Source organism: Nostocoides jenkinsii Ben 74 (assembly GCF_001046875.1).
In the GTDB taxonomy this organism is placed as follows: Bacteria; Actinomycetota; Actinomycetes; order Actinomycetales; family Dermatophilaceae; genus Nostocoides_A; species Nostocoides_A jenkinsii.
Genome location: NZ_HF571038.1, coordinates 3,025,628 through 3,050,650, shown reverse-complemented (window position 1 = coordinate 3,050,650; position 25,023 = coordinate 3,025,628). Strand labels below are relative to the sequence as shown.

The following is a 25,023-nucleotide window of genomic DNA, read 5'->3' as shown; positions in this document are numbered from 1 at the left end:
CGGCCCCACCCCGCCGCCCGTGTCGGGTTCATGAGGTGGCGACCTCGGCGGCCGCGCGGGGGCGGCCGGTCGCGCGCGAGCGCAACGCCGCCAGGCCGGCGAGCGCGATCAGGCCGGCGATCACCCCGAAGCCGAGCCGAGGCTGCAAGGGGACGAGGATGCCGGCGGCCCCGCCGACAACCCAGAACGTCTGCAGCAGCGTCTCGGTCCAGGAGAAGACGCGGGCGCGGAGCATCTCCGGGACTTCGCGTTGGACGAGGGAGTCAAGGCTGAGTTTGCCGAGTTGGCCGAACAGACCGGCCGCGAGCCCGATCGCTACGAGCGTGAAGATCGAATAGAAGACGGCCGTCAAGGTGGCGACGCTGAGTGCGCCGAGCAGCAGCGCCGAGGCCATCGCGGTGGGCGCCGCATTGCCCCAGCGGTTGCCGATCAGGCTGCCGGACGCATTCCCCAGCGCCGCCGCCCCGGCAACGAGGCCTAGGACCAGCGAGCCGGACATGCCGGGCAGCGGATGCTCACGCATGAGGAAGGCCATGAACAGCGTCAAGAAGCCGGACAGCATGCGAGCCCCGGTGACCAGCCACAACACGTATCGCACCGCGACCGGCAGGGCGCGCATCCGCCGGCCCGCATTAGTGACATTTTCACCGGTGAAGTCGAGCTCGCCCAGCGTCGAATCGACGTTGGCCGGGAGCCGGATGGCCAGGATCGTGCCGGCGATGTAGATCAGAAAGGCGGTCCGCAGCGACCAGTCGGGGCCGATCTTTGCCAACCCACCGGCGAGTCCACCGCCGAGCAGCATGCCGATGAGGCCCGCGATATTCAGCCGGGCGTTGGCTTTGACGAGCGGGACGCCGTCGGGGAGGACGCGAGGGACGGCGGCGGCGCGAGCCACGGCATACGCCTTGGTAGCCATCAACGCACCCAGGGCACAGGGGAAGAGCCAGGCCGAGTCCTCGATGACCGCGGAGGCCAGCACCCAACTCAAGAACGCGCGCAGCGCCAGGGTCCCGCCAATTGCCCAGCGTCGGCCATGGCTGAATCGATCGAGCAGTGGGCCGATGAGCGGGGCGAGTAGGACGAAGGGGGCCATCGTTAGGCCGAGGAAGAGCGCCACCTGGCCCCGCGCCTCGTCGGTCGGCAAGGCAAAGACGGTGCCTGCCAGGGAGACCGTCAAGGCGGCGTCGCCCGCGACATTGACGACGTGCATCTCGGTGAGGCGGGCCAAGCCGCTGCGGTCGGCGCCGTCCGCGGCGGCGAAGCGCTGGAAGCGGCGCACCCCCGCCTGGGTGCCTCGGCCTACCCCTCGGGCTGTCGCCCGACTGCTGGTCGCGGCCAGCCGGCCGGCGACCCGTCCGGCGGCACCCGCCTTGGCCGCGGCCGAGCCCACTCGTCCCCGAGCCACGCCGTCGTGCGTCACGCGGGAGTCCCCTCGCCGACGCGGGTTGCGGGAAGGGGGTGGGGGAGGCAGCGGTGACTGGGACATCGGCGAGGTGGGGTCGCCAGCGTGACGGGGGTCATTTCGGAGGCCATTTCGGGGGTCATGACCGGGGTCCTGACCGGGCCGGTAGCTGGGCTCGCCACCACGCCGCGGGGGCGGCGGCGGAGTCGGGCGAGCACGCTGATCGGTCACGCCCCCATCCTGCGGCATAGCGCCGACAACCTCCGAAGACGGCGCTGACTTTTCGTCCATCTCCGCCTCTGCCCGGGCCGCCACCAAAGGCGAGTGTCATTTCCTGGACAGCAGGGCAACCCGCCTTGACCGTACTGCCCTTCGCTGCTTCCATGCCCCTCATGATGAGAAGTCGGGTATCGGCCGTGGCTGCGGCCCTGGCGCTCCTCTCAGGTGGATTGGCGACGTCCCCCGCCGCGGCTGGCGCAAACCAGAGTTCCAGTCAACTGGATTCCAGCGGAGCTGCGGGGCCGGCGCTCAACGTCTCAGTGATCCAGCGGGGCTTGGATACGCCATGGGAGATTGCCTTCATCGACGCCACGCGCTATCTGGTAACGGAACGCACGGGCCGACTCTCGCTGGGACGGCTGAGCGGCGGGCCGCTCACTCCGGTCAAGGCCGATCTCACCGATCTTGCCTCTGGGGACTCGGGCTTGATGGGAATGGTGACCGATCCGGCCTTTGCGACGAACCGAATTTTCTACACCTGCCAGTCACATGTGGCGCCGAACGACAACCGGATCATTCGCTGGCGCCTGTCCGCGACAGGGACCTCGGCCGTCCGGGTTGGTGCTCCTCTCCTGACGGGGCTCCCGCTGGGGAAGTTCCACACCAGCTGCCGGCTCCTGTTCGGCCCGGACGGCAAGATCTGGGCCAGCACGGGCGACTCCTATCGCGGTCGCGCTGCGCAAGACAAGACCAATCTGGGCGGCAAGATCTTGCGGGTCAACAAGAACGGATCTGCGCCAAGCGACAACCCGTGGGCCACCGCGGCCAACATCCGGCAGCGCTATGTCTGGAACTACGGCCACCGCAATCCGCAGGGTCTAGCGTGGCGTCCTGGCACGAAGCAGATGTGGAATGCCGAGCATGGTCCGGACTGGGATGACGAGGTTAACCTCGTGCTGAAGGGTCGCAACTACGGATGGAATCCGGTGAAAAATGCGACCGATCCGGCCTACTACCAGAACGTACCGATGACGGATCTGGTCGAGTTCCCCGACGCGGTGCCCGCGAAGTGGTCCAGCGGAGTGCCGACCGTCGCTCCGTCCGGGATGACATTCTTGAACGGCACGTCCTGGGGCGCCTATAACGGCGTCGCCGTGCTGGCGCTCCTGAAGGACGAAGGCATGCTCGGCCTGTGGCTCGACAAGCCCGGCAATGTCGTCAAAACGGCGGGCATCCCGGAGTTGAACGACACCTACGGCCGCCTACGCACCCCCCGGATGGGTCCGGACGGCGCGCTCTATGTCCTGACGTCCAATGGGACGGATGACAAGATTCTGCGGGTGGCGCCAAGCGCGAGTTGAGTGGCGCCCACCAACCTCATACCGAGCAAGGCATTGCGGCTGACGCCTCGTGCCCGACATGATTTCGTATGGGGATTGTCACGAATCATCGATTGTCGCCGACGCGCCGTGGCGCCCGAGTTGGCGTCGGGTCGGCCCTAGCAGCTGCCGCAGTCCTCACGGGTGCGGCGACGCCAACGGCGGGGGCAACACAATTCCGACTTAACTCGGCCGCCCGGGACGTTCCGGCGCTCACCGTGGAGGTTTTGCAGGCCGGCCTCGCGGTGCCGTGGGATATCGGCTTCCCCGATGCGGACCGCTACCTCGTGACCGAGCGGAGCGGCCGACTGCGGCTCGGGCGGCTCTCCGGCGGAGCGCTGCAACGCGTCACCGCCAATTTCGCCGATCTCGCCCGCCAAGGTGAGGCCGGCCTGCTCGGCCTGGCCATCGACCCGGGCTTCGCCACCAACCGGACCTTCTACACGTGCCAATCCCACGTCGGGCCGAACGACAATCGCGTTGTCCGGTGGCGGCTTTCGGCCACCGGCACGAGTGCGGTGCGGGTCGGCGCGCCGGTGATCAGCGGCATACCCCTGGCCAATATCCACAACGGCTGCCGGGTGGTCGCCGGCCCCGACGGCAAGCTGTGGGTCAGCACGGGAGACGCCGCGACGGGCCGAGCGCCGCAGGACAAGACCAACCTGGGCGGCAAGATCCTGCGGGTCAATCGCGACGGGACGGCGCCGGCCGACAACCCGTGGCCGAAGGCGACCAATGCCAAGCGGCGGCTGGTGTGGAACTACGGGCATCGCAATCCGCAGGGTCTGGCCTTCCGGCCCGGCACGTCACAGCTGTGGAATGTCGAGCACGGTCCGGAGCGTGACGATGAGCTGAATCTGGCGCTGAAGGGGCGCAACTACGGCTGGAACCCGGTGGCTTCGCCCACCAACCCGACCTATTACCAGGGTGTCCCGATGACCGATCTGGCCGAGTTCACCGATGCGGTCCCGGCGGCGTGGACGAGCGGGCTGCCCACGCTGGCGACCTCGGGCCTCGGGTTCATCAGCGGACCGGCGTGGGGTGGCTACGACGGCGTCGCCGCCATCGCCCAATTGAAGAATGCTGGGGTCCTCGCGGTGTGGCTGGATGCCGCCGGTGCCGTCACCGCTACGGCGGAGATCCCCGAGCTCAACGATGCGTATGGCCGCATCCGCACCCTGCGGATGGGCCCGGACGGCGCGCTGTACGTCCTGACGTCGAACACGACCAACGACAAGATTCTCCGAGTGACGCCGTCTTCCAGTTGACCCGAGCCTGAGCCAACTCACACCCCCGCTCCCAACTGACCCCGATCCTCAGTCCAGGTCGACATCCCCGGTAATCACGGTGACCGTGTCGCCGCCGATCCAGATCGCGTTCTCCGTGGCCTCGACGTGGATGCGGCCGGTGCGGTGCAGCTTCGTACCCTGACTCGCGACATACGACCGCGGCAATCTCCCGAGTGGGATAAGCCATTGCGCAAGAGCCGCATTCAAGCTGCCGGTCACCGGATCCTCGGCGAAGTCGCGCCCCTGCGCATAGAACGCGCGCACCTCGTATGCCGCGCCGACCCGCGGGACGTCGGCCGCGGCATACGGCCCGATCAGACCGACCTTGAGATCGGTCATGGCGACCGGATCGGGGTCCGCTGCGAGCACCGCCTCCGCGGACTCGACGTCTACCCCGACCCACCCGGGTCCGTTGTCGCACCAGGCGAGGCCTCGGACGGCGCCGGGGTCGAGACCGACCGCGGCAACGATCCGTGTGGCCAACTCCGGCTCCACCGGGCCGGATCGGCGCAGCGGCGGCGCGGCAAAGGCAAGTCGCTGACCGCCCCGGGAACCGACGGTCACCAGGCCCGCGCCGCATTCCTGGATCACAACTCCGGGCGTATGCGGAGTGCCACCGGCCGCGAGCCAGGCGTGGGCGCTGCCGAGGGTCGGATGCCCGGCGAAGGGCAACTCCCCGCCGGTGGTGAAGATGCGCACGCGGTAGTCCGCCGCCGGGTCGGTGGGCCGTAGGAGAAAGGTCGTCTCCGAGAGGTTGGTCCAGCGCGCGAAGGCCTGCATTGCGGCCTCGTTGAGGTCGTCGGCGTCGTGAACGACCGCCAGGGCGTTGCCGCGTGTGGGAGTGTCGGTGAAGACGTCGACCTGACTGAAGCGCATGCGCCCAATTTGCCAGGTGGTCAGGGTGGGACAGCGTCAACGCGGGCCCTTGACATCCCGGGCCTCCGCGCGCTACAACTATTCCCAACGAAACCCAACAAAACCCAAGGGGCGGATGAGTATGGCGCAGCGAACCAATGCGCAGACCCTCCTCTCGCGGGGCCTCCTCGCCGGAGTGGACGCCGGGACCACGTCGGTCACCGACGGCGTGGACCATCAGGGGGTTCCGGTCGAGTCGGAGACCCGAATCAACACCAGCATCCTGCTCCCTTCGGGCCGGACGATGAAGGTCAACGGACCGGGTATGCCGCTCACCTCCGCGGATCTGTCAGCGGTGCTCGGCTGCGTCGAGGAGGCACTCGCCAGCCTCACGAGTTCCGGGGGTGTGGCGGATGCTGAGGCTGTGGCGGAAGCTGCGGTTGTCGCAGGCGCCGGGGCTCCGGCGGATCGGTGGTTGGTCATCGCCGGATCGTTGCCGCCCGGGCTCGACGCGGAGACGGTCGCGCAGGTCATTCGCCTGGCTCACTCGTATGACGTGCCCGTCGCCGTCGACGTCTCCGGCCCGGCCCTGCGCGCGGCCCTGTCGGCCGGCGCGGATCTGTTGGCCCCCAACGAAATCGAACTCGCCGAGTTGTTGGGCGGCGCCAACCTGGAGGACGCGGAGGCTGTCGCGGCGGCGGCTCGGTCGTTGGCGACCGAGCATGACGTCGCCTTCGTCGTCAGCATGGGCAAGCACGGCGCCGTGGATGTCGATCGCGACCTCGCGCTGCACGGCGCTGGACCCGAGCTAGTCCCCGTCAATACCGCTGGGGCCGGGGACGCCTTCCTCGCCAGGTGGCTGGCCGCGCCGGGCGAACCGGCCGACCGGATGGCTCGAGCCCTCGCCTGGGGTCGCTCCGCCTGCCTCTGCCCGACTACCGTCGACTCGGCTCCCGGCAGCCGGGGCACCGCTGGAATTCACGTCCGAGAACTCGCCTGACTCCTCCACCACACAAAGGAATGCTGATGTCTGAGAACACCATTCGCCGCGTAGTCGTCACTGCTGTCGGCGAGATGTCCGTCCGCGAGGAAGCCCCCACTCCGGTTCGCTCGGGTGAAGTCCGTGTGCGCAGCGTGACCGTCGGGGTCTGCGGCTCGGACACGCACGCCTTCCACGGTCGGCACCCGCTCGTGCCCATCCCCTACTTCCCCGGCCACGAAGCCACCGGTGTCGTCACCGAACTCGGCGACGGCGTCGACTCCGTCGCGGTCGGCACTCGCGTCACGGTCGAGCCGACGCTGCCCTGCTGGGACTGCAAGCAATGCCGTTCCGGCCAGGAGAACCTGTGCGAGAACCTTCAATTCTTCGGCTGCGGCTACGAGCAGGGCGGCATGGCCGACGAATTTGTCGTCCGTGCCGACCGATTGCACGTCATCCCGGACGAGCTCGACGACCGGGCCGCCTCGCTGATCGAGCCGCTCTCCACCCCCGTGCACGCCGGCCGGATCGCGGGGCCGCTGCAGGACAAGGCGATCGTCATCATGGGCTCCGGCACGATCGGTCTGCTGATGTTGGCGGTGGCGCGGTATGAGGGCGCGCGTCGCGTGGTCGTGACGGACCCCCTCGCCAGCAAGCGTGACCTGGCCCTGCGCCTAGGTGCCGACGCCGCCGTCGACTCCACCGGCCCCGACGCGGTCGCCGAGGTGCGCGAAGCCCTCGGCGAGAGCGCCGACGTGGTCTTCGATTGCGTTGCGATCCAGCCGACCATCTCGGCCGCCATCGCCCTCGCCACCAAGGGCGGAACCGTCGCCATCGTCGGCGTCCCATCGGCAGACGTCACCATCCCGACGATCGTGGTGCAGGACAACCAAGTTCGCATTCAAGGCTCGGCGACGTACGTGCCGCAGGACTATGCCAAGGCCATCGAGATGCTGGTCGCCGGCGCCGTGCGCGGAGAGGACTTCGTCACGGCGGAGTTCCCCTTGGACCGGGCGCGCGACGCCTTCGACGCCTCCGTCAGCGGTCAGCACATCAAGGTGCTTGTCCGGCCGTGAGCGATCGTCTCCGCCCCGACCGCGACGCCGCCGGCGCGACCTCGCTGGCGCCGCAGCGCCACCAGTTCATCCTCGATGAACTGGCGCGCACCGGGCAGGTCGTGGCCACCCAGATCGCCGAGACGCTCGGGGTCACGCACGAGACGGTGCGCAAGGACCTGATGTTGCTGCAGAGCGAAGGCCACCTTCGACGGGTCCACGGCGGCGCCGTCGGGGTCGGCTCGCTGACGCGGGAGGAGCCGGTGGCGACGCGCACGGCATACGCCCAAGAAAAGGCACGGATCGCGCGCGCGGCACTGGATTTCGTCCCGTTGGACGGGGCGATCATTCTCGACGCGGGGACGTCGACGGCGGCGCTCGCCGACGCGCTGCCTGTCGCGCCGGCGCTGCGCGCGATCACCAACTCGCTCCCGATCGCGTTGTCGCTGCTGCCCAAGGTCGGTGCGGTGTCCATCCTCGGGGGCCGGGTCCGCGAGATCACCCAGGCGACCGTCGATCAGTGGGCCTTGTCGGCGGTGCGATCCGTGCGGGCGGACGTGGCCTTCCTCGGAGCAAATGCCGTCTCCATCGCGCATGGCCTCGCGACGCCGGACGAACCGGAGGCGGCGGTCAAGGCGGCACTGTTAGGGGCGGCGCGATTCCGGGTGCTGCTCAGCGACCATTCCAAGCTCGGGCGCGAGTCCATTTATCGGTATGGCGAGCTGGCCGACCTCGACGTCCTCATCACCGACACGGGACTCCCCTCCGCGGAGGCGGAGGCCATTACCCGAGCGACAGGCGTGGAGGTCCTGCGCGTCTGAGCCCCGTTCACTTGTGGCTGGGGTCGACTTGTGGTTGGGCGCCGGTCAGGCGCGTTCGAGGTCGAGCAGGAGCCGCTTGGCGTCGATCCCACCGACGTAGCCGCCGAGGGTGCCGTCGCTACGTAGGACGCGGTGGCAAGGAACGACGATCGGGAGCGGATTGGTCGCGCACGCGGTGCCGACCGCGCGGACGGCTCGGGGGTTGCCCGCCCGGTCCGCGAGTTGGCCATAGCTCACGGTGGTGCCGAACGGGATGTCCGAGAGGGCGTGCTGAACCTGACCGAGGAAGCCGTGCGAGAGCTGGCGGTCCAAGGGCACGCTGAAGGCCGTTCGGCGTCCAGCGAAGTAGGCGTCCAACTCCGCGGCCATCTCGTCCAGTGCCTTGGGGGAGAGCAGGATTCGTGGGCTGATCCGCTCGGCCAGGGTGGTCAAGACGTGCTCGTGATCGGCGGGGAACGCCACTCGGACGAGGCCGGCCGGCGTTCTGGCGAGGAGTAGTTGCCCGACGGGAGAGTCCAGCAGGCGGTACGCCACATCGAGCAGGCCCGCGGCGGCTGCCTCGCGTTCAAGCCGGGCGTGTAGCCGGGGGAGCCTCTCTGCCAGTTCGGCGCTGTCGGTCAGTTCAGTGCTGTCGGTCATTCGTCGATTCCTAAGGTGAAGGCCGCGCTCCTGGCGCGGAGCGAGCTGAGCCCGTCGGACGCCGCACGGCGCGCCGCAGCCGCGGTCCCGCCCGTGAGTTCGGCGATCGTGGCGTAGTCGAGGCCCCCGAGGTAGCGATAGGTGATGACCTCCCGCTGGCGCGGCGGTAGGGAGCGGACCGCGCGCCATACGGCATCGTCGGAAGGTTCGAGATCCGGGCCGGCGCGCTCGGGCAGGTCGGCGGTGGGGATGGCGTGCCGCGCGCGAGCACGGGTCACGTCTATCGCCTTGCGATGGGCAATGGTGACCAACCAGCCGCGGACATTGGCCTCGGCAGGCAGCTCGGGATAGGCCTTCAGCGCCGAGAGGAAGGTCTCGGACCACGCGTCCTCGGCGTCGGTGTGAGAGCCGAGGACGGCGCGGCATACGCGCAGGACCGTCGCACCGTGGTCGGCGACGACGGCCTCGAAGGGGGCTTTGGTCATCATCACTGGGTCAACGTTGGCGCGGCCGGTTGTGTGAGGTGCGGTCGTGAGACGTCAGGTCGCGAACACCTCGCCGAAGACCGGGACGCCGGCACCGCCTTCTCCGCCGGGACGAATCGGGACTGGACCTCGACCGACCCGACCTGGTAACCCTCGCCCGAACGGACCAGCCCGAGCAGAACACAATCGCCGACGTCGGCCACGGCATACGCCTCGACGGAGCGAAGCGTGCAGGTGGAGGTATAGGTGTAGACGGTCCAGCCCCTGTCTCGGGAACCCTGCACGCACTCCTGCTCGATCCAGGCATGATCGGGGTCGCCGAGAGATGCGGTGACCTGCGCTTGATGCGCCTCGGTGGCGGGGCGGGCATCGGCGATCGCGGCGGTCGTCTGCGAGCGCGCGTTGGCGATCTTGCCGCGACTGGAGAAGTAGGCGACGGCGTTGAACCCGAGATAGGTCACCAGGATCACCGCCGCGAGCCCCGCGACGAGCCTGGTGAGGGTTCGGCCGATGCGGCTGCCGCGCGAAGGAGTCGAGGACATAGCCAGCACCGTATGCCGCGCGCTCTCCCGGCGGCGTGAGCAGGACTCCCCACGTGGTCGCCGAATCTCGGAGGCGTTGGAATCTCATCAGATCCAGATGTTGACCACAGGTTCTCGATAAGTGGCGTGCCGATCGTAGAGACACACAGCGCGGCCAACCGGTCGCCACCAACACTCAGAGGAGAACTTTCATGGCCATCTCGAAGGTCAGTGCGATCGCCGCATCGGTTGCCGCCGCAGGCGCCGTCATCGCGGGTGCCGCGATCGCCAGCGCCGCCGACAACGCCCCCAGCACGAGCAGCAGCACCAGTTCCAGCGCGGCCGGCTCCGGCGCCGCGGCGTCGGGTGGCGCGGCAGCCGCCAACAACGGCTCCGGTGCCAACAATGGCACCACCCAGGGTGCGCCCCAAGGTGCCCCCCAAGGTGCACCGCAGGGTGGCCCCGGTGGTCACGAGGGCGGCCAGGCCGGTCCGGGTATGGGCGGGCACGAGCACACGGCCGTGACCGGCGATGAGGCCGACAAGGTCATTGCCGCAGTCAAGGCCAAGGACTCGAGCGTTGAAGTCACGGAGGTTCAGAAGGACCCGGACGGCTCATATGACGTCATGGGTACCAAGGACGGCCAGCCGGTGCGCTTCGACGTGAGCGCCGACCTCAAGACGGTGACCGAGGGCCAGGGTGGGCCTGGCGGTCACGGCGGCGGGATGGGCGGCCCGGGCATGGACCAGGGCCAGGGCCAGGGTGGCATGGGCCAGGGCGGCCCCGGCGCGGCGAATGGCGGCACGAGCGGCCAGACCCTGCCCGGCAACACGAGCACGACTGGCACGGCGACGGCGAACTGACGCCAGCCCCTCGCGCCTTTTGGCGACGCCGGGTTCGCACCCGCCCTCCCCCTCACGGGTGCGGGCCCGGCCATACGGGGTCGCTCTGAACCCTCGGTCACCGGCCCCAGATCGTCCTCTCCCCGTTAACTCAGCACAAGGTAGTCAACTGGGGACAGCCTGCAGGGTGTCCGCAGTTGATTATGTGCTGCTAGCAGCAGTTAGCAACGGTTCCGCAGCGCATCCGGGGGCATACTCCCTCGTATGGCGCATGGGGACCGGCTGGTCCTGGGGTGACCCGAACTCGCCGCTCGCCTTCGATGTCGACCTCCCCATCGCACCCGAGCGCGCGACCATCCTTGAGCGCCGCGGCTGCGACCTGCATCCGGTGGATGCGACCACGCCGGACGGTGCCGACTACCTGATGTCGTTCGTATGGCCGTTCCACCTCGCCCGCCACGACCGCCTCGCCGCAGCGCTCGACGTGCTGCGCCGCCACCCGGTCACCATCGACCGCGCCGGCGCGTCCGAGTGGCTGGCGGCCCAGCTCGCGGAACCTCGCCCGGACGTCCTCACCGTCGTCTGGCAGTCGATCACCGAACAGTATTGGCCCGCAGCGGAATCCGTTGCCGTCCAACACATCGTCGCGCACGCGCGAGACCGTATGCCGCTGGCTCACGTCAGCCTTGAAGGTGTTCCCCCGCCGATCGGTCCCGCGGGATACGACGTGGTCGCCCACGGGGCGGAACTGCGGGTGGACGGCCGGCTGATCGGCCACAGCACCCACCACGGTCCGCCGATCGTCTTGCCAGGGTGACTACACCGTCACCTCGGCGACCTCAGCCCGACGCGCATGCGTCCCAGCCACACCCGATCTGTCTTCCAAAGCCTGCTCGCCGGCCGGGTTCTCGGGCGCCAGGCTGGCGCCTTCCACGTCGACATTCGGCACCACCCGGTCCAGCCACGCCGGCATCCACCAGGCGCGCTCGCCCAACAGGTGCATCAGCGCTGGGACCAGAGTCATCCGGACGATCACCGCGTCCACGATGACGCCCACAGCCAACCCGAGACCGATGGGCCGGATCATCGTCAGGTGGGCGAAGACGAACCCGCCGAACACCGCAAACATGATCAGCGCCGCCGCCGTCACGACCTTCGCGCCATGCTCGAAGCCGGTGCGCACCGCCGTCCGGGCGTCCTGCCCGTGGACGTACGCCTCGCGCATCCCCGAGACCAGGAACATCTGGTAGTCCATCGCCAATCCGAACAGCACCCCGATCAGGATGATCGGCATGAACGACATGATCGGCCCGGGCTCTGTCACCCCGAAGACCTCGGCGAGCCAGCCCCACTGATACACCGCCACCGTGACTCCGAACGCCGCAGCGACCGAGAACAGGAAGCCGACGGTGGCGATCAACGGCACCAGGACTGACCGAAAAACCAGCAGCAGGATGATCAGCGACAACCCGATGACGGTCGCGAGATAGCCCGGTAGCGCATCCGAAAGACGTTGGGAGATCTCGATATTCGCTACCGTCTGGCCGGTGACGCCAATGTCCGCGCCGAGGTCGGCGCTGAGGAACCGCGCGCGATCAGTGATGGCGTGCACGGTGTCCACCGTCTGAGCCTCGGCCGGTCCGGTCGTCGGGACGACCTGCATCGCGATCGTGCGCTGGTCGGCGGAGACCCCGGCCACGGCCACCCCGGCGACGCCGTCGATCCCATCGAACGTCGAGGCGAGCCGAGCCTGGATCGCCTGCAGCGCCGCGTCGTCGGCGGGGGCCTTGTCAAGGGTGGCGACCGCCACGATGGGACCGTTGACCCCCGGACCGAAGTTGGTCGCGACACCCTCGTATGCCGCATACGCCGTGCTGCTCGCCGGCTCGCTGCTGCCGTCGGGGAGACCGAGTCGCAGCGAGAACAAGGGCGCCGCGAGGACGGCGATCACGGCGACCACGCCAGCCGTGGTGAGCCAGGGACGGCGGGTGACCAGGCGGACATACCATCCGCCGTGCTCTTCCTCGCCTTCCTCAACACCCGCTCCCTCCTCGAGACCTGCGCCCCCTGAAACGCTGCGTGAGGCGGGGTCGCCCGGCACGGCATACCCATGGTTTCGCCATGTCTTCTTCGCCGCGACGCGCGGCCCGATCACCCGGAGTAGCGCCGGGGTGACGGTGAGGGCGACGAGTACGGCGGCAAGTACGGTGCCCGCGGCGACCAGGCCCATCTGGGCGAGGATCGGCAGGCCGGACAGGACGAGCGCGGTGAGCGCGATGATGACGGTCAGCCCGGCAAAGGCGACCGCGCTGCCCGCCGTCCCGACCGCGCGGGCGATCGAGGCGCGCAGGTCAGTGCCGCCGAGGTACATCTGGCGGTGGCGATTGACGATGAACAGGGCGTAGTCGATCCCGACCGCGAGGCCCAACATCAGGGCGAGCGACGGCGTCATCTGGTTCATCGCGAAGAAGTGCGTCGCGGCGACGGCGCCGCCGAGCCCGACCCCAACCCCGAGCATGGCCCCGACTAGCGGCAGTCCGGCGGCGACCAGCGAGCCGAGCATGGCCAGCAGCACGAGGAGCGCTACCCCCAAGCCGATGATTTCACCGGGTCCGACGAGGGACATCTCCTGGGCGATCTCGGCGGAATAGTTCACTGTCACATCGGACTTCGTCAGAGATGAGCCGATTGCGGGGATCTCCGCGCGGATCTCGTAGGGCACCGAACGCGCGTCCGTGTCGAACCGGATCTGCGCCACGGCCACATGGCCGTCCTGGCTGACGAAGCGGACGTCGCCGAGGGCGTCGGCCTGTTGCTTCCCCTGGGTGTATGCCGCCCACCCGGCATCGAGCTGATCTCGCCCCTTCTCCCACTTGGCCTCGGCCGCGGCGAGCTTCTTCTCGGCGGCCGCCACCTGGGGCCGCAGTGTGGTCAGTCCAGGGTCCTTGGGGTTCTTGCGCTCGGCGAGCTCGATCAAGCCTTGCCCTTGGGCCAGGCTGTAGTTCGCCTGGTCGAGTTTGGTCCGATTGGCGGCCAGATCGGCATACCCCTGATCCAGCTTGACCTTCGCGGTCGCGAGTTTGTCGTCGGCTGCGTCGATCCGCTCTTGCGCGGCAAAGGGATCCACGACTCCGGTGACCTGGGGGACCTGCTGCCACTTGGCCAGCGTGGTCTTGATCGCCTCGCGCTGGGCCGGCGTGAACTCACCGGACTGGGTCTCGAAGACCACTGTGCCAAAGCCGCCGCGCAACTCGGGGAGGGCCGCGCCGAGGTCTTCGCCGACCCTCTCGAAGGCCGCGCCGGGGAACCTGAACTCATTGGTCATGGGGGTGCCAAAGCTGGCGGCTGCGCCGCCGATGGCCAGGAGGATGACAGCCCAGAAGGCCAGGACGCGGCCGGCATAGTCCGCGCAGAAGCGCCCGAGCCGTTGCAGCAATTGAGCCATGATTCGTGGAATCTCTTTCAGGCAGTAGGGGTTTCGTCGAACCCGCGGCGCACATGGTGGACGCTGCGCAGGAGCAGGACGCGGAAGTCGTTGACGCTCTCGGGTGACAGATCCGCGTCATTGCGCTCTGCCCAGGTGATGATCGCGGCCTGCGCCGCCGCGCAGATGGCGGTGGCGAGGTGGGTGGCGTCGAAGGGGTCGCCGCCGACGCGAGTGCGAAGGAAGTCGATGAACCACGCCATCCAGTCGAGGATCGCGGCGTGCAGGATCTCCTTGGCGGTCGGATCGCTCGCGCCCGCAGCACCCAGTTGGGCGATGCGGCGCAGGAAGTCCGGGTCATTGCCGCCGGAGGCGATGGCTTCGAAGGAGTCGAGGACCGACTCGTCGGCCGGTCGCGAGGCCAGGCCGACGGTGAGCAGGTCGATGAGCGAGTCGCTGATGCCCCGAGTCAGGGCCGCCTCGGTTGTCGGGAAATAGTTGAAGAACGTGCGGCGCGAGACACCGGCGCGTTCGGCGATCCCCTCGGCGGTCACGCCCGACAGTCCCTTCTCGATGAACAGCGCATAGGCCGCATCGATCAAGTCGGTTGTTGTCTTGGCCTTCTTGCGTTCGCGGAGGCCGAGCGGGTGAATCGCGGTCACGTCCCCATTCTGCGGCATTGCTGCACTGAGTGCAAATTGACTCGGAGTGCACATTTGCGCCTGGTGCAGAGGTCGCGTTCGTGGGGGTGCCGAGGGCGGTGGGTTAAAGTGCGCTCGGCGTCCCGGATCACGACAGCGCGCAGATCAAGGAGTGTCGATGGCCGAGCCGCTGCGGCTGGACCTGACGGTCATCGCGATCCCCGGCTTCATCGCCGCGATGGGTCTCGAATATCTTTGGCAGAGAAGGCATCCCGCGGCCACAGGGGTGGCGGCGGCGGGTGACGAGGTGCCAGGTCGTGAGGGCGGCGAGGGCGCCCAGGATCGTGAGGCTGATTCGCCAGTGCCAGAACGCCAATCCCGTATGCCGCCCGAGCAGGCTCGTCCGCAGTGGCTGGTCCAGCGCGTCCGGAGCGAGCACCGGCAACCCCGCGAAGCTCGGATCGGCGACCAAGACGCACGTGTTGGTCAGCGCCGCAGCGAGGCAGCCGTTGTCGCGCCAGACATAGAACGATGAGCGTCCAGCCACGATGGACCCGTACCCAAAGGTCGTCTTGTCGCCGACCATGGGGGTGGTCAGAGGTGATAGCTCACCGCTGGCGGCGATATCGCCGGTCGGCAGGGACCAGACAAGGACCGAGCCGTCCTGGGCTGCGGCGAGAACCTTGCTGCCGTCGAGACTCAGTCGCACCGGTGCCATGAGCATCCTGCCCGGTTCCCAGGTTGGGCTTGGTTGCCACGTCAGCTCAATGAGCGCATGCCTGGCGAGGATGCCGTCGTTAGCCGTGGAATCGCCGCTGGTGGCGTCCTCCAGTTTGATCGTCTCGGCGGGGCCGAGTTGACCCGTCCCCGTCTGGTCAGGATTGGGCAAGCGGGCTGCCCATGGTCGTACTTCTGTTAGTCGCTGAGATATGCCCGAGGTCACGTAGCAGCCGACTGTTTTGGACGGATGGCCTGTGGTGGCATTGGGTTCCATGCGCGCAGTCCAGGTGAGTCGACTCGATGGTCCGTCCGCGGTGGAGGTTGTCGACCTGCCCGCCCCCACCACCGACCCCCGCGGCGTCCTGATCGACGTTGCCGCATCCGGGATCGCCTTCCCCGACGTCCTACTCACCCGTGGCCTCTATCAATTGAAGCCGGCGCTGCCCTTCGTCCCGGGCGCCGAGGTCGCCGGCACCGTCGTCAGCGCGCCGGAGGGGTCGGGTTTCGCCGCCGGTGACCGCGTGGCGGCGTTCCCCGGGTATGGCGGTTTCGCTGAGCAGGTGAGCGTGGCCGCGCCTTTCGTCTTCCCGCTGCCCGATCGAGTCTCGTTCGAGGCCGGGGCCGCGGTGCCGATGAACTACCTGACGTGCCACTTCGCTCTCGTCGAGCGTGGCCGGGTGCAGGCGGGGGAGACCGTCCTCGTGCACGGCGCCGCCGGTGGCATCGGCACGGCCGCCATCCAACTCGCCAAGGCTTATGGCGCCAGGGTGTATGCCGTGGTGTCCGACCCCAGCAAGGGTGACGTCGCGAGGGCGGCCGGGGCCGATGAGGTGGTCGCCGCCGCGGGATTTCGAGAGTCGATCTCCGAACTGACGTCAGGCCGCGGCGTGGATATCGTCGTCGACCCGGTCGGCGGGGACCGCTTCACCGACTCGCTGCGCTCCCTTGCCGCTCTCGGGCGTCTGCTCGTGATCGGCTTCACCGGCGGGTCGATCCCCGAGGTCAAGGTGAATCGACTGTTGCTCAACAACATCAGCGTCGTCGGCGTCGGCTGGGGCGCCTACTGGATGGGTGCCGGCGGGCCCGGCTACGTGCGCCGCCAGTGGGACGCGCTGCTCCCCCTCCTCGAATCCGGCGCGATCGACCCGCCGATCGGCGGAGTGCGTCCCCTCGCCGAAGCGGCGGCGGCGCTGACCGACATCGAGGAGCGCCGGGCTACCGGAAAGTTGATTCTCAGCCCGAGCGTGCCCGCCCCCAGCGGGCCCCACGCCTAGGCAGCGCCACAGCGGGCCGGTGGGAGAGCGGATGCGCGCTCACGCAGGCGCCGCGGCCTCCGCCCGGCTCAGCCGGGCGAAGTTCACACCCACGATGGCGACGGCCAGGACGCCCGCGGCGACCGGAACGGCATACGCCTCCTGCGCACCGAGGCGCTCCACCGCCCACCCGGCGATCGACGTCCCGAGGGAGATGCCGACCAGAATCCCGGTGACACCGACGGCCATCCCTTCGGTGATCTGGGCGCGCGGGACCAGGCGTTGCAGCAGGGTGAGCGCCGTGATCAGGACCGGCGCCGTCGCCGATCCGGCGACCAGCATGACCAGAGCGATGGTCCACAGGTTCGGCGCGATCAGCGCGGGCGCCTCCAACAGGCACATCGCCACCGCGCCCACCAGCATCCGCCGCGACAAGGTCCACGGAAACTGCCGCGTTCCGAAGATGAGGCCCGCGACCCCGGAGGCAAAGGCGAACGCGCCGAGGATCACCGCGGAGAACCCCTTGTGCCCCGCCTCGTCCGAAATCGCCACCGCGACAACCTCATTGGCGCCGAAGATGATCCCGACCATGACACCCGCAAGCGCCAACACGACCACGCCGGGGTGGTGGATCGCGAAGCCACCCGGCCGGTCCGCGTGCGGCACGATCGGCGGTTCGGTGTCGCGCTGCGCGAGGAAGAGGAGGGAGCCGCCGGTGAACACGGCATACGCGAGCACGAGTCCGGCCTCGGGGAAGAGGGTCGTGGCCGCGGCGACGGCCAGTACGGGTCCGAGGACGAACGCGAACTCCTCGACTACCTGCTCGAACGACATGGCCGTATGCAGCCTGCCCGCGTCCCCGGAATAGATGTGCGCCCAGCGCGCCCGCGACATCGGCCCCATCTCGGGTAGGCACGAGGAGGCGGCATAGCTGGCGAACACGGTCCAGACGGGCGCGCCCAGCAGGCTGCACAGGATCGTGACCGTGCCGGCCAGCGCCGAGAACAGCACGAACGGCAGTGACGCCCGCCGCTGCCCCCAACGATCCACCAGCCCGCCGATGACTGGGCTGGACGCCGCGAGCACAACCACGCCGACGGCCGATACCGCGCCGGCCAGGGCATACGACGACTCCCGCGCGCTCACCATCACGATGATCGCCACGCCGAACATCGCGCCGCCGATGCGCGACAACGTCGCCCCGGCGACGAATCGGGCCGCCCCGGGGACGGCGAAAAGCGGGCGATAGGCGGCGAGCACGATCAGTCAGTATGCCGCGCGCTCGCCAGAGCCATCGCGGCGTTCATTGTCGCCATGCTGGGGGGTCGACATGATGTGGTGATGGAGCGGACGTTGGTGGTCTTGCGGCACGCGAAGTCGGATTGGGATGCGGGGGTTGGGGATCGTGAGCGACCCTTGGCCAAGCGTGGTCGTCGGCAGGCACCGGAGACCGGTCGCTGGCTCGCGGAGCAGGGGCTCGCGCCGGACCTAGCGCTCGTGTCGCCGGCCGTCCGGGCCCGGCAGACGTGGGAGTTGGAGCGCGCCGAGCTGACGGCGGCCGGGATGGCTGGGGGGCAGACGCGGGTGGCGGATGCGGCATACACCTTCGATGGGGAGGCGCTTGCCGACCTCGTCCGCGCGACCCGCGACGCCGTCCGCGTGCTCGCGATCGTCAGCCACAACCCCGCGTGCGAGGACCTCGTCGAGCGCGCGACGGGGGAGTTGGTGACCCTGCCTACCTCCGCCGTGGCGGTGATCAGCCTCAATGAGTGGACCGACGTCACCTCCGGACAGGCGGATTTGCGGTATGCCGGGCGGCCCACCCCGTAGCCCGCCTCACCTCACGAGGCTCACTTCACGAGGCGGGCTTCACAAGGCTCACTTCACGAGGCGGGCTTCACAAGGCTCACTTCACGAGGCGGGCGATGGCCTCGGAGACCTCGGTGAGTTTGCGGGCCTCTTCTTCCCCGCCCTCGCGGGCGGCGTGGACGACGCAGTGAGCCAGGTGCTGATCAAGGAGGCTGAGCGCGACCGCCTTGAGCCCGGACTGGATCGCCGAAATCTGCGTCAGGACGTCGATGCAGTAGCGGTCCTCCTCGACCATCTTTTCGATGCCGCGAACCTGGCCTTCGATGCGACGCAGGCGCTTGCCGAGCTGGTCTTTGTCCGCGACATATCCGGGGGTGGTCATTGGTCCGCCTTGTCGGTGTCGTTTGCCGATCGCCGGGAGGTCAAGTTCAGCGAGTTCAAGCGCAGTGAGTTGAGCACCACGAAGACCGACGAGAACGCCATCGCGGCGCCGGCGAGCATGGGGTTCAGCAAACCGGCGGCGGCCAGCGGAAGAGCGGCGATGTTGTAGGCGAACGCCCAGAACAGGTTGCCCTTGATAGTGGCAAGTGTCTTGCGGGACAGCCGAATTGCGTCCGCTGCGACACGCAGGTCGCCGCGCACGAGGGTCAGGTCGGCGGCCTCGATCGCGGCGTCGGTGCCAGTGCCCATGGCGAGCCCGAGGTCGGCCTGGGCCAGCGCGGCCGCGTCGTTGACACCGTCGCCGACCATGGCGACGACCCGGCCCTGCTCCTGCAGCCTGCGTACGACATCGACCTTGCCTTCCGGCAGGACGCCGGCGATGACCTGCTCGATGCCGACCTCGTTCGCGACGACCTGGGCGGCGGCGAGATTGTCGCCGGTCAGCAGGACCGGGGTGAGGCCGAGGTCGCGCAACTCCCGCACGGCTGCCGCACTCGTCGGTTTGAGCGTGTCGCCGACGACGATGACTCCACGGGCGAGGCCGTCCCAGGCCACCGCCACTGCCGTCGCGCCGGACTGCTCGGCCCGAGCCACGGCGGTGCGGAGGCCATCGGGCAGTGGCGCCGACCAGTCATCCAGGAAGCCCGGCCGGCCCACGATCACCGCTCGCGCGGGTTGGGGCGTTAGTCCGTCATCAGAGCCTGAGGTCGCTGGCGTGACCACACCGGACACCCCCAGGCCGCGGGTGTTCTCGAACGACTCCACGGGGGACAGCGGGGAGGTCTCGGCGGCGGCCCGGCTGATGGCCTGAGCGATCGGGTGCTCGGAGGCGTGCTCCAGCGAGCCCGTGAGGTGCAGCAGTTCCGCGGCATCCTGTCCGTCGGCCGGGATGACCTCGCGCACCGTCATGGCGCCGGTGGTCACGGTGCCGGTCTTGTCGAGGACGATCGTGTCGACCCGGCGCGTGGTTTCGAGGACCTCGGGCCCCTTGATGAGGATGCCGCTGCGGGCCCCCAGTCCAGTCCCCACGAGCAGCGCCATCGGCGTCGCGAGGCCGAGGGCACAGGGGCAGGCGATGATGAGCACGGCGACCGCGGCGGTGAAGGCAGCCTCGGTGCCCTCGCCCTGCAGAAGCCAGAACGCCAGCGTGGCCAGGGCCAGCAGCATGACTACCGGAACGAAAATGCCCGAGAGCCGATCCGCGAGCCGCTGCACGCGCGCCTTGCCCGTCTGGGCGTCCGTGACGAGTCGCGCGATCCGCGCGAGCTGCGTGTCGGCCCCGACCCGGCTCGCGCGCACGATCAGCCGACCGCTGACGTTGACGGTCGCCCCCGTGACGGCATCGCCGGGCGCCACGTCGACGGGAACGGGCTCACCAGTCAGCATCGACGTATCGACGGCAGAGGAACCGGACTCGACGACGCCATCCGTGGCGACTGTCTCGCCCGGACGCACGATGAACCGGTCGCCGACCGCGAGGCGGGTGATCGCCATACGCTCCTCGGATCCGTTGTCCCGCAACACGACAACGTCCTTGGCGCCCAGTTGCAAAAGTGCGCGCAGGGCCGCGCCGGCACTGCGCTTGGACCGCGCCTCCAGGTAGCGACCCGCGAGAATCAGCGTCGTCACCCCGGCGGCGGCCTCGAGGTAGATATTTCCGCCGCCCGCGGAGCGGTTGATCGTCCATTCGAACTCGTGACGCATCCCGGGCATACCGGCGTGGCCGAAGAACAACGCATAAAGCGACCACAGGAAGGCCGACCCGGTCCCGAGGGAGATGAGGGTGTCCATCGTGGTGGCACCGTGGCGCAGGTTGACCCATGCCGCGCGGTGGAAGGGGAGGGCTCCCCATACGACGACCGGTGCGGCGAGAGTGAGCGAGAGCCACTGCCAGTTGGTGAACTGCATCGGCGGAATCATCGCCATGGCGATGACCGGGATGCTGAGAGCCGCGCTCACGATCAGCCGGGTTCGCATGTCTTGCAGGTGGGCATCGGCCGGTATGTCCGCGTGGTCCCGATCCACGCCGACGTTCCCGGGCGCCGGATCCGGCTCCGGTGGCGGGGGGATGGTCGCGCCATAGCCGGCGGACTCGACGACGGCGATGAGTTGCTCGGGCGTCACCTCACCCGGGTAGCTGACGCGGGCCCGCTCGGTTGCGTAGTTCACTGACGCCGAGACACCTGCGACCTTGTTGAGCTTGCGCTCGATGCGGTTGGCGCAGGAGGCGCAGGTCATGCCCGTCAGTTCGAGTTCGACCTGGTTCGCCGAACCTCCAGAGCTGGCGTGGTCGGCCGGTGTGGCGCGGTTGAGAGTTGGAGTGCTCATGTCAGGGCGTACCCCGCTTCATCGACAGCCGCGGCGACCTGCTCGCGGGTCACGGGTTGCTTGGCGGTCACCTCGACGGCGCCACTCGCGACATCGACGGCGACGTCCGTGACGCCGGGGATTGCCGAGATTTCCTCGCGCACGGAGGCGGCGCAGTGTCCGCAGGTCATCCCGGTGACGGTGTAGGTGGTCGTGTTGACGGTCATGGTGTTCTCCTTGGCTGGATCGGGTGTGGCGGGTCGGACGAGGCGACTTCGATGTGACGGAAGTTGCTGTCTTCCTGTCCCAACAGCATACCCCTAGGGGGTATTCCACCACCAACCCGCCCGACCCAGCCCGGTGGTATCCCGCTCAGCCACAAACGGGTCAGCCCGCGAGGTGACCCCAGCGTGGGGCAAGGTGCGACCATGGGCCGACGTCCACGACCGCACCGCGGTCCAGAACCACCACGCGATCGGCCTGGGCGAGTGCCGCGGCTTTGCTCGTGGCGCCGACGACCGTCGCCGCACTTCCCCGAAGGGCCTGCCACAGCTCGATCTCGGTGGCTGCGTCCAGCGCGGACGAGACATCATCGGCGAGCAGTAACTCGGCCCGGCAAGCGACCGCCCGCGCCAGTGCCAGCCGCTGCACCTGTCCGCCCGACAGTCGGACGCCGCGGTGACCGACCAACGCATCCAGGCCACCCGCTTCGGCGACGTCGCGCTCCATCCGGGCCATCGCCAGGGCGGGCTCGATCACGCGATCGGGGTGATCGAGCGCGACATTGCCGCGGAAGTCACCGGACAGCACCCGCGGCACCTGAGCCACGTGCGCCACCCGGCCGGGTCGCAACTGAACTTCCGCGTCATCCAGCACGCGGCCGTTCCACCGGATCTCGCCGCGGTGGGCGACCAGCCCCGCCAGCGCGGACAGCAGGCTCGACTTGCCCGAACCAACCTGGCCGAGCAGCAGCACGAGCTCGCCCCCGCGCACCGAAAGGTCGACGTCGGCCACGCCGACCGTGCCGTCCTCATGAATCGCGCTCACTCCGGTCAGGCGCAACTCGGCCAAGGCATCGCGTATGCCGCGCGCCGGCGCGGGCGCGCTCCCGCCCACCGGGTCGACGCCCGCGGGGAGCTCCATGAGGTCCCCACCACCGGCCAGCTCGCTGGTCGCCCGCATCCACGCGGTCACCCCGGGCGCCTCCGTCACGACGGACCCAGCGACCCGACCGAACCAGTCGAAGCCGCTGACGGCGTTGGCAACCAGCAGCGTCGTGGCCAAGCCCCACGTTCCATGAACGAGGCCCGCCCACGCGGCGACCACGCCCGCCTGGACCATGACGATTGGGACCCCCTCCAGGAGCGCTTGGATGCGGTGCTCCCGCACGGCCGCCTGGACCCGGCCGCCATCGACCCGACGCAGGTGTGCATGGACGGCGGGCGTGGCCGCCGCGAGCTTGATCGTGCGAATCGATTCCAGCGCCGAGACCAGGGCGCGACCGAAGACGGCGCGTTCTGCCGAGGAGGCTGCCGCCGAACGGCCCGCTACTCGCCGGCCGACCGCGGAAGCCAACGCGGCGGCGACCAGCACGGCGGCCAATACTCCGCCGGCGAGCCATGATCGTGCAGCCAGGCTGGTGAGGCCGACGATGGCGATGCCGTTGGTGAAGTCCACCCAGCGGTCGGCATAGCGAGCCAGTCGCTCGGCATCCATGGCGCGCGCGACGACTTCACCGGGCGGAGTGCGATCCAGCCGGCGCTGGCCGGTTTGCCCGATGAGCACACTCGTTCGAACCCGCAGCATCACCGCGACCCACCACTTGGGGTAGCGCTTGAAGGCCTCGGCAAGGGTCACCGGGGCCAGCATGATCGACCCGACGAGCGCCACTAGCGCCGCGATGGGGCGCTCACCGCGTTGTAGGGCCGTGACGACGTGACCCCACAGGAGGCCGGTGAGTGCGCCATACGCCCCGACGGTGGCCGACACGAGGAACAGGGCCGCGCCGACCAGACCCCACTGGGGCTCGGCGAACAGCGTGCTGCGCATGGCGCGAGACAGGCTCGGGATCGATTTGAGGTGGGGTGGGGGCGGCGGCTCAACCGAGCGGCGCGCGGTGCCGATGTCGCCAGGCCCGGCCGCGCGAGCCCGCTGGCTGCCTCGGATTTCCACCGAGGCGCTGGAGCCGTCCGGCACGGGATCGGCCGAGGCTTCCAAGAGTCGCCGGAAGGGACCGTCGATCCGGGCCACGTAGTCACGGGGCCCCTGCTGAACGATGCGTCCGCCATCGAGGACCGCGACGTGCTCGGCGCGCTCGGTGGTGCTCAGCCGGTGCGCCACGAGGATGCCGGTGCGCCCCGCGATGAGCCGATCGGCTGCCGCGACGACGCGCGCCTCGGTCAAGGGATCCATGCGGGCGGTCGCCTCGTCCAGGATCACCACGCGCACGTCCCGCACCAGCAGTCGCGCGAAGGCCACCAACTGTTCCTCGCCAGCAGACAGGCGAGTGCCACCGGGGCCAAGCGTCGTGTCGAGTCCGTCAGGAAGCCCCGCCACCCACGAGGTCAGGCCGAGTTCGGCGATGGCGGCCTCGACGCGTTGTCGGGGCAGATCCCGAAAGAGCGTGACATTGTCGGCCAGCGTGCCCGCGATGATCTCGGTCCGCTGGGTGACAACGCCCACGGCCGCGCGCAGTTGGTCGAGGTCGAGTTCGCCGATGTCGACGCCGCCGAGGAAGACCGTTGCGGGGTGAGGCTCGACCGCCCGCGAGAGCAGGGACGCCAAGGTGGACTTGCCCGAACCCGTGCGCCCCACCAACGCGCACGTGTGGCCAGCCTCGATCCGCAGGTCGATGTCGCGCAGGGCAAACCGGCCGGTCTCGTAGCCGAACGCCAGGTCGCGGAATTCCACAGCCAGCGGCCCCTCGGGCAGGGAGCGTCCGCCGACTCGCTCGGGTTCGGAGTCGATCATGCCGCGCAGACGCAGGATCGCCCCGAACCCGGCCTGCAGGTCGGGCAGGTGCCGCGCGAGCATGTCGACTTGGCCGACGAACATCGTTGTCACCAGGAAGAGTGTCACCAGTCGGGCCGTCGTCAGATCCCCGTGGCTGACGAGCGCCACACCCGTGACCGCGGTGGCGGCGAGGATGCCGTTGAGCACCGTGCCCGTGCGCCGGGTCACCCGGACCTCCGCCCACAGCACGTCCGTCAACCGTTGCTGGATCACCGCAGCGAGTTCGGCGCAGCGCCGCACAACGAACGCCTGGCCCAGGCTGGCGCGCAGGTCGTCCCGGGCCGCGATGCCCTCCTCCAAGGCAGCGGCGTGATCCGTCCAGGCCATCTCTTCAAGCACCTTGCGCCGTGATATCTCGGGCAGGATGCGGCGCGCCACCCACAGCGCGGCGGCGGCGGAGGCCGGGAAGAGCACGAAGGCCGGCCACCAGGTCAATCCCGCGACCACCCACAGCGGACCGGCCGAGAGCAGCGTCCGGATGCCTTGCCACACATGCCACCGCAGCAGACCACCGACCTCGTGCGTGTCGTCGTCGATGCGGTCGAGAATCTCTCCGACGGCCTGCTCCGACAACTCCGGCAGGGGCTGCGCCATGGCCGCGTCCAACAGATCCGCCCGGAGGGCACCTTCGGCACGGTCGACGATCACGGACCACGCCGTCTTGGCGATCGTGTCGATCACGGCACCGCCGATCAGGAGGGCGGCGAGCACCCATACGAGCCGGGCCGCGGCGTCGTCGGCGAGCTGACCAGCCACGACGGAGCCGAGACTCGCCGCGACAGCAGCGATCAAGGAGCCGGCAAAGCACACGACGGTGGCCGGGCGCCAGACGCGCCGCCAGTCCACCGGGCGCCGGCCCGAGGGCAGCCCGGAGCGGCCGGTCGCCGCAACGGGCGCCGTCCATTCATCGAGCTGAGTGGCAATCACGGG

The 25,023-nt window shown here is 69.3% G+C and carries 22 protein-coding genes; 9 read left to right on the top strand and 13 right to left on the bottom strand.

From position 1 onward, the window contains the following. Nucleotides 1-28 precede the first annotated feature (28 nt). Nucleotides 29-1,420 carry an MFS transporter gene (locus BN13_RS14545; protein WP_235434064.1) on the bottom strand — a complete coding sequence of 464 codons (1,392 nt, stop codon included), beginning with the start codon at nucleotides 1,418-1,420 and terminating at the stop codon, nucleotides 29-31. A 536-nt stretch (nucleotides 1,421-1,956) separates the two neighbouring features. Between BN13_RS14545 and BN13_RS14540 the strand changes: the two genes are divergently transcribed. After that, nucleotides 1,957-2,982 carry a PQQ-dependent sugar dehydrogenase gene (locus BN13_RS14540; RefSeq protein WP_162199972.1) on the top strand — a complete coding sequence of 342 codons (1,026 nt, stop codon included), beginning with the start codon at nucleotides 1,957-1,959 and terminating at the stop codon, nucleotides 2,980-2,982. 236 nt (nucleotides 2,983-3,218) lie between these two features. After that, on the top strand, nucleotides 3,219-4,268 hold the full coding sequence (locus BN13_RS14535) for a PQQ-dependent sugar dehydrogenase (protein ID WP_048547960.1): 1,050 nt from the start codon (nucleotides 3,219-3,221) through the stop codon (nucleotides 4,266-4,268). Nucleotides 4,269-4,316: 48 nt separating this feature from the next. Here the strand turns inward: BN13_RS14535 and BN13_RS14530 are convergent, their stop codons facing one another. Further along, nucleotides 4,317-5,165, bottom strand: a complete 849-nt coding sequence (locus BN13_RS14530; protein WP_048547959.1) for a PhzF family phenazine biosynthesis protein — start codon at nucleotides 5,163-5,165, stop codon at nucleotides 4,317-4,319. 121 nt (nucleotides 5,166-5,286) lie between these two features. Between BN13_RS14530 and BN13_RS14525 the strand changes: the two genes are divergently transcribed. Genes BN13_RS14525 through BN13_RS14515 form a run of 3 tightly spaced genes read left to right on the top strand, consistent with a single transcriptional unit; the run spans nucleotide 5,287 to nucleotide 7,999 of the window. Next, entirely contained in the window at nucleotides 5,287-6,144 is an 858-nt protein-coding gene (locus tag BN13_RS14525; protein WP_048547958.1) for a 1-phosphofructokinase family hexose kinase, read from the top strand. 26 nt (nucleotides 6,145-6,170) lie between these two features. Next, nucleotides 6,171-7,199, top strand: a complete 1,029-nt coding sequence (locus BN13_RS14520; RefSeq protein WP_048547957.1) for a zinc-dependent alcohol dehydrogenase — start codon at nucleotides 6,171-6,173, stop codon at nucleotides 7,197-7,199. After that, the gene (locus tag BN13_RS14515) at nucleotides 7,196-7,999 is read left to right on the top strand and encodes a DeoR/GlpR family DNA-binding transcription regulator (protein WP_235434063.1); all 804 of its coding nucleotides are present in this window, start codon (nucleotides 7,196-7,198) and stop codon (nucleotides 7,997-7,999) included. The genes BN13_RS14520 and BN13_RS14515 overlap by 4 nt, the downstream gene beginning before the upstream one ends. A 45-nt stretch (nucleotides 8,000-8,044) precedes the next feature. Here the strand turns inward: BN13_RS14515 and BN13_RS14510 are convergent, their stop codons facing one another. From BN13_RS14510 to BN13_RS14500, 3 genes are read right to left on the bottom strand one after another with little or no spacing between them, the layout of a single operon-like run. Continuing rightward, complete coding sequence (locus BN13_RS14510) at nucleotides 8,045-8,638, bottom strand: methylated-DNA--[protein]-cysteine S-methyltransferase (RefSeq protein ID WP_157038610.1); 594 nt, start codon at nucleotides 8,636-8,638, stop codon at nucleotides 8,045-8,047. Continuing rightward, on the bottom strand, nucleotides 8,635-9,126 hold the full coding sequence (locus BN13_RS14505; RefSeq protein ID WP_201329175.1) for an RNA polymerase sigma factor: 492 nt from the start codon (nucleotides 9,124-9,126) through the stop codon (nucleotides 8,635-8,637). The genes BN13_RS14510 and BN13_RS14505 overlap by 4 nt, the downstream gene beginning before the upstream one ends. Next, nucleotides 9,126-9,665: a hypothetical protein gene (locus BN13_RS14500; RefSeq protein WP_048547956.1), complete on the bottom strand. Its 540-nt coding sequence runs from the start codon at nucleotides 9,663-9,665 to the stop codon at nucleotides 9,126-9,128. Before BN13_RS14500 ends, BN13_RS14505 begins: the two co-directional genes overlap by 1 nt. Nucleotides 9,666-9,856: 191 nt before the next feature. On the opposite strand from BN13_RS14500, the gene BN13_RS18375 reads away from it, so the two are divergent. Together BN13_RS18375 and BN13_RS18870 are read left to right on the top strand one after the other, a co-directional pair. Further along, complete coding sequence (locus tag BN13_RS18375; protein ID WP_053079807.1) at nucleotides 9,857-10,507, top strand: hypothetical protein; 651 nt, start codon at nucleotides 9,857-9,859, stop codon at nucleotides 10,505-10,507. A gap of 166 nt (nucleotides 10,508-10,673) precedes the next feature. After that, nucleotides 10,674-11,303, top strand: coding sequence for a DUF2332 family protein (locus BN13_RS18870; protein WP_162199971.1), 630 nt, complete (start codon nucleotides 10,674-10,676; stop codon nucleotides 11,301-11,303). Here BN13_RS18870 and BN13_RS14485 read toward each other — a convergent pair whose 3' ends face one another. The 3 genes from BN13_RS14485 to BN13_RS14475 all read right to left on the bottom strand — a co-directional run bounded on the left by BN13_RS14485 (nucleotide 11,304) and on the right by BN13_RS14475 (nucleotide 15,440). Then, entirely contained in the window at nucleotides 11,304-13,931 is a 2,628-nt protein-coding gene (locus tag BN13_RS14485) for an MMPL family transporter (protein ID WP_084733787.1), read from the bottom strand. 17 nt (nucleotides 13,932-13,948) lie between these two features. Further along, nucleotides 13,949-14,572, bottom strand: a complete 624-nt coding sequence (locus BN13_RS14480; RefSeq protein ID WP_162199970.1) for a TetR/AcrR family transcriptional regulator — start codon at nucleotides 14,570-14,572, stop codon at nucleotides 13,949-13,951. A gap of 127 nt (nucleotides 14,573-14,699) precedes the next feature. Continuing rightward, entirely contained in the window at nucleotides 14,700-15,440 is a 741-nt protein-coding gene (locus tag BN13_RS14475; protein ID WP_048547954.1) for a hypothetical protein, read from the bottom strand. A 103-nt stretch (nucleotides 15,441-15,543) separates the two neighbouring features. Here BN13_RS14475 and BN13_RS14470 point away from each other — a divergent pair, with 103 nt between their 5' ends. Beyond that, complete coding sequence (locus BN13_RS14470; RefSeq protein ID WP_048547953.1) at nucleotides 15,544-16,545, top strand: NADPH:quinone oxidoreductase family protein; 1,002 nt, start codon at nucleotides 15,544-15,546, stop codon at nucleotides 16,543-16,545. Nucleotides 16,546-16,584: 39 nt separating this feature from the next. Here the strand turns inward: BN13_RS14470 and BN13_RS14465 are convergent, their stop codons facing one another. Then, the gene (locus BN13_RS14465; protein WP_053079805.1) at nucleotides 16,585-17,784 is read right to left on the bottom strand and encodes an MFS transporter; all 1,200 of its coding nucleotides are present in this window, start codon (nucleotides 17,782-17,784) and stop codon (nucleotides 16,585-16,587) included. 81 nt (nucleotides 17,785-17,865) lie between these two features. Between BN13_RS14465 and BN13_RS18865 the strand changes: the two genes are divergently transcribed. After that, nucleotides 17,866-18,354, top strand: coding sequence for a SixA phosphatase family protein (locus BN13_RS18865; protein WP_157038609.1), 489 nt, complete (start codon nucleotides 17,866-17,868; stop codon nucleotides 18,352-18,354). Between the two features lie 76 nt (nucleotides 18,355-18,430). Here the strand turns inward: BN13_RS18865 and BN13_RS14455 are convergent, their stop codons facing one another. From BN13_RS14455 to BN13_RS14440, 4 genes are all read right to left on the bottom strand, one after another. Then, nucleotides 18,431-18,715: a metal-sensitive transcriptional regulator gene (locus BN13_RS14455; RefSeq protein ID WP_048547952.1), complete on the bottom strand. Its 285-nt coding sequence runs from the start codon at nucleotides 18,713-18,715 to the stop codon at nucleotides 18,431-18,433. Next, nucleotides 18,712-21,102 (bottom strand): heavy metal translocating P-type ATPase, encoded by a 2,391-nt coding sequence (locus BN13_RS14450; RefSeq protein WP_048547951.1) that lies wholly within the window; start codon nucleotides 21,100-21,102, stop codon nucleotides 18,712-18,714. Before BN13_RS14450 ends, BN13_RS14455 begins: the two co-directional genes overlap by 4 nt. Next, complete coding sequence (locus BN13_RS14445) at nucleotides 21,099-21,308, bottom strand: heavy-metal-associated domain-containing protein (RefSeq protein ID WP_048547950.1); 210 nt, start codon at nucleotides 21,306-21,308, stop codon at nucleotides 21,099-21,101. The genes BN13_RS14450 and BN13_RS14445 overlap by 4 nt, the downstream gene beginning before the upstream one ends. Nucleotides 21,309-21,468: 160 nt before the next feature. Next, a complete protein-coding gene (locus BN13_RS14440; protein WP_321162915.1) occupies nucleotides 21,469-25,020 on the bottom strand; it encodes an ATP-binding cassette domain-containing protein in 3,552 nt (1,183 codons plus the stop codon). Nucleotides 25,021-25,023 lie beyond the last annotated feature (3 nt).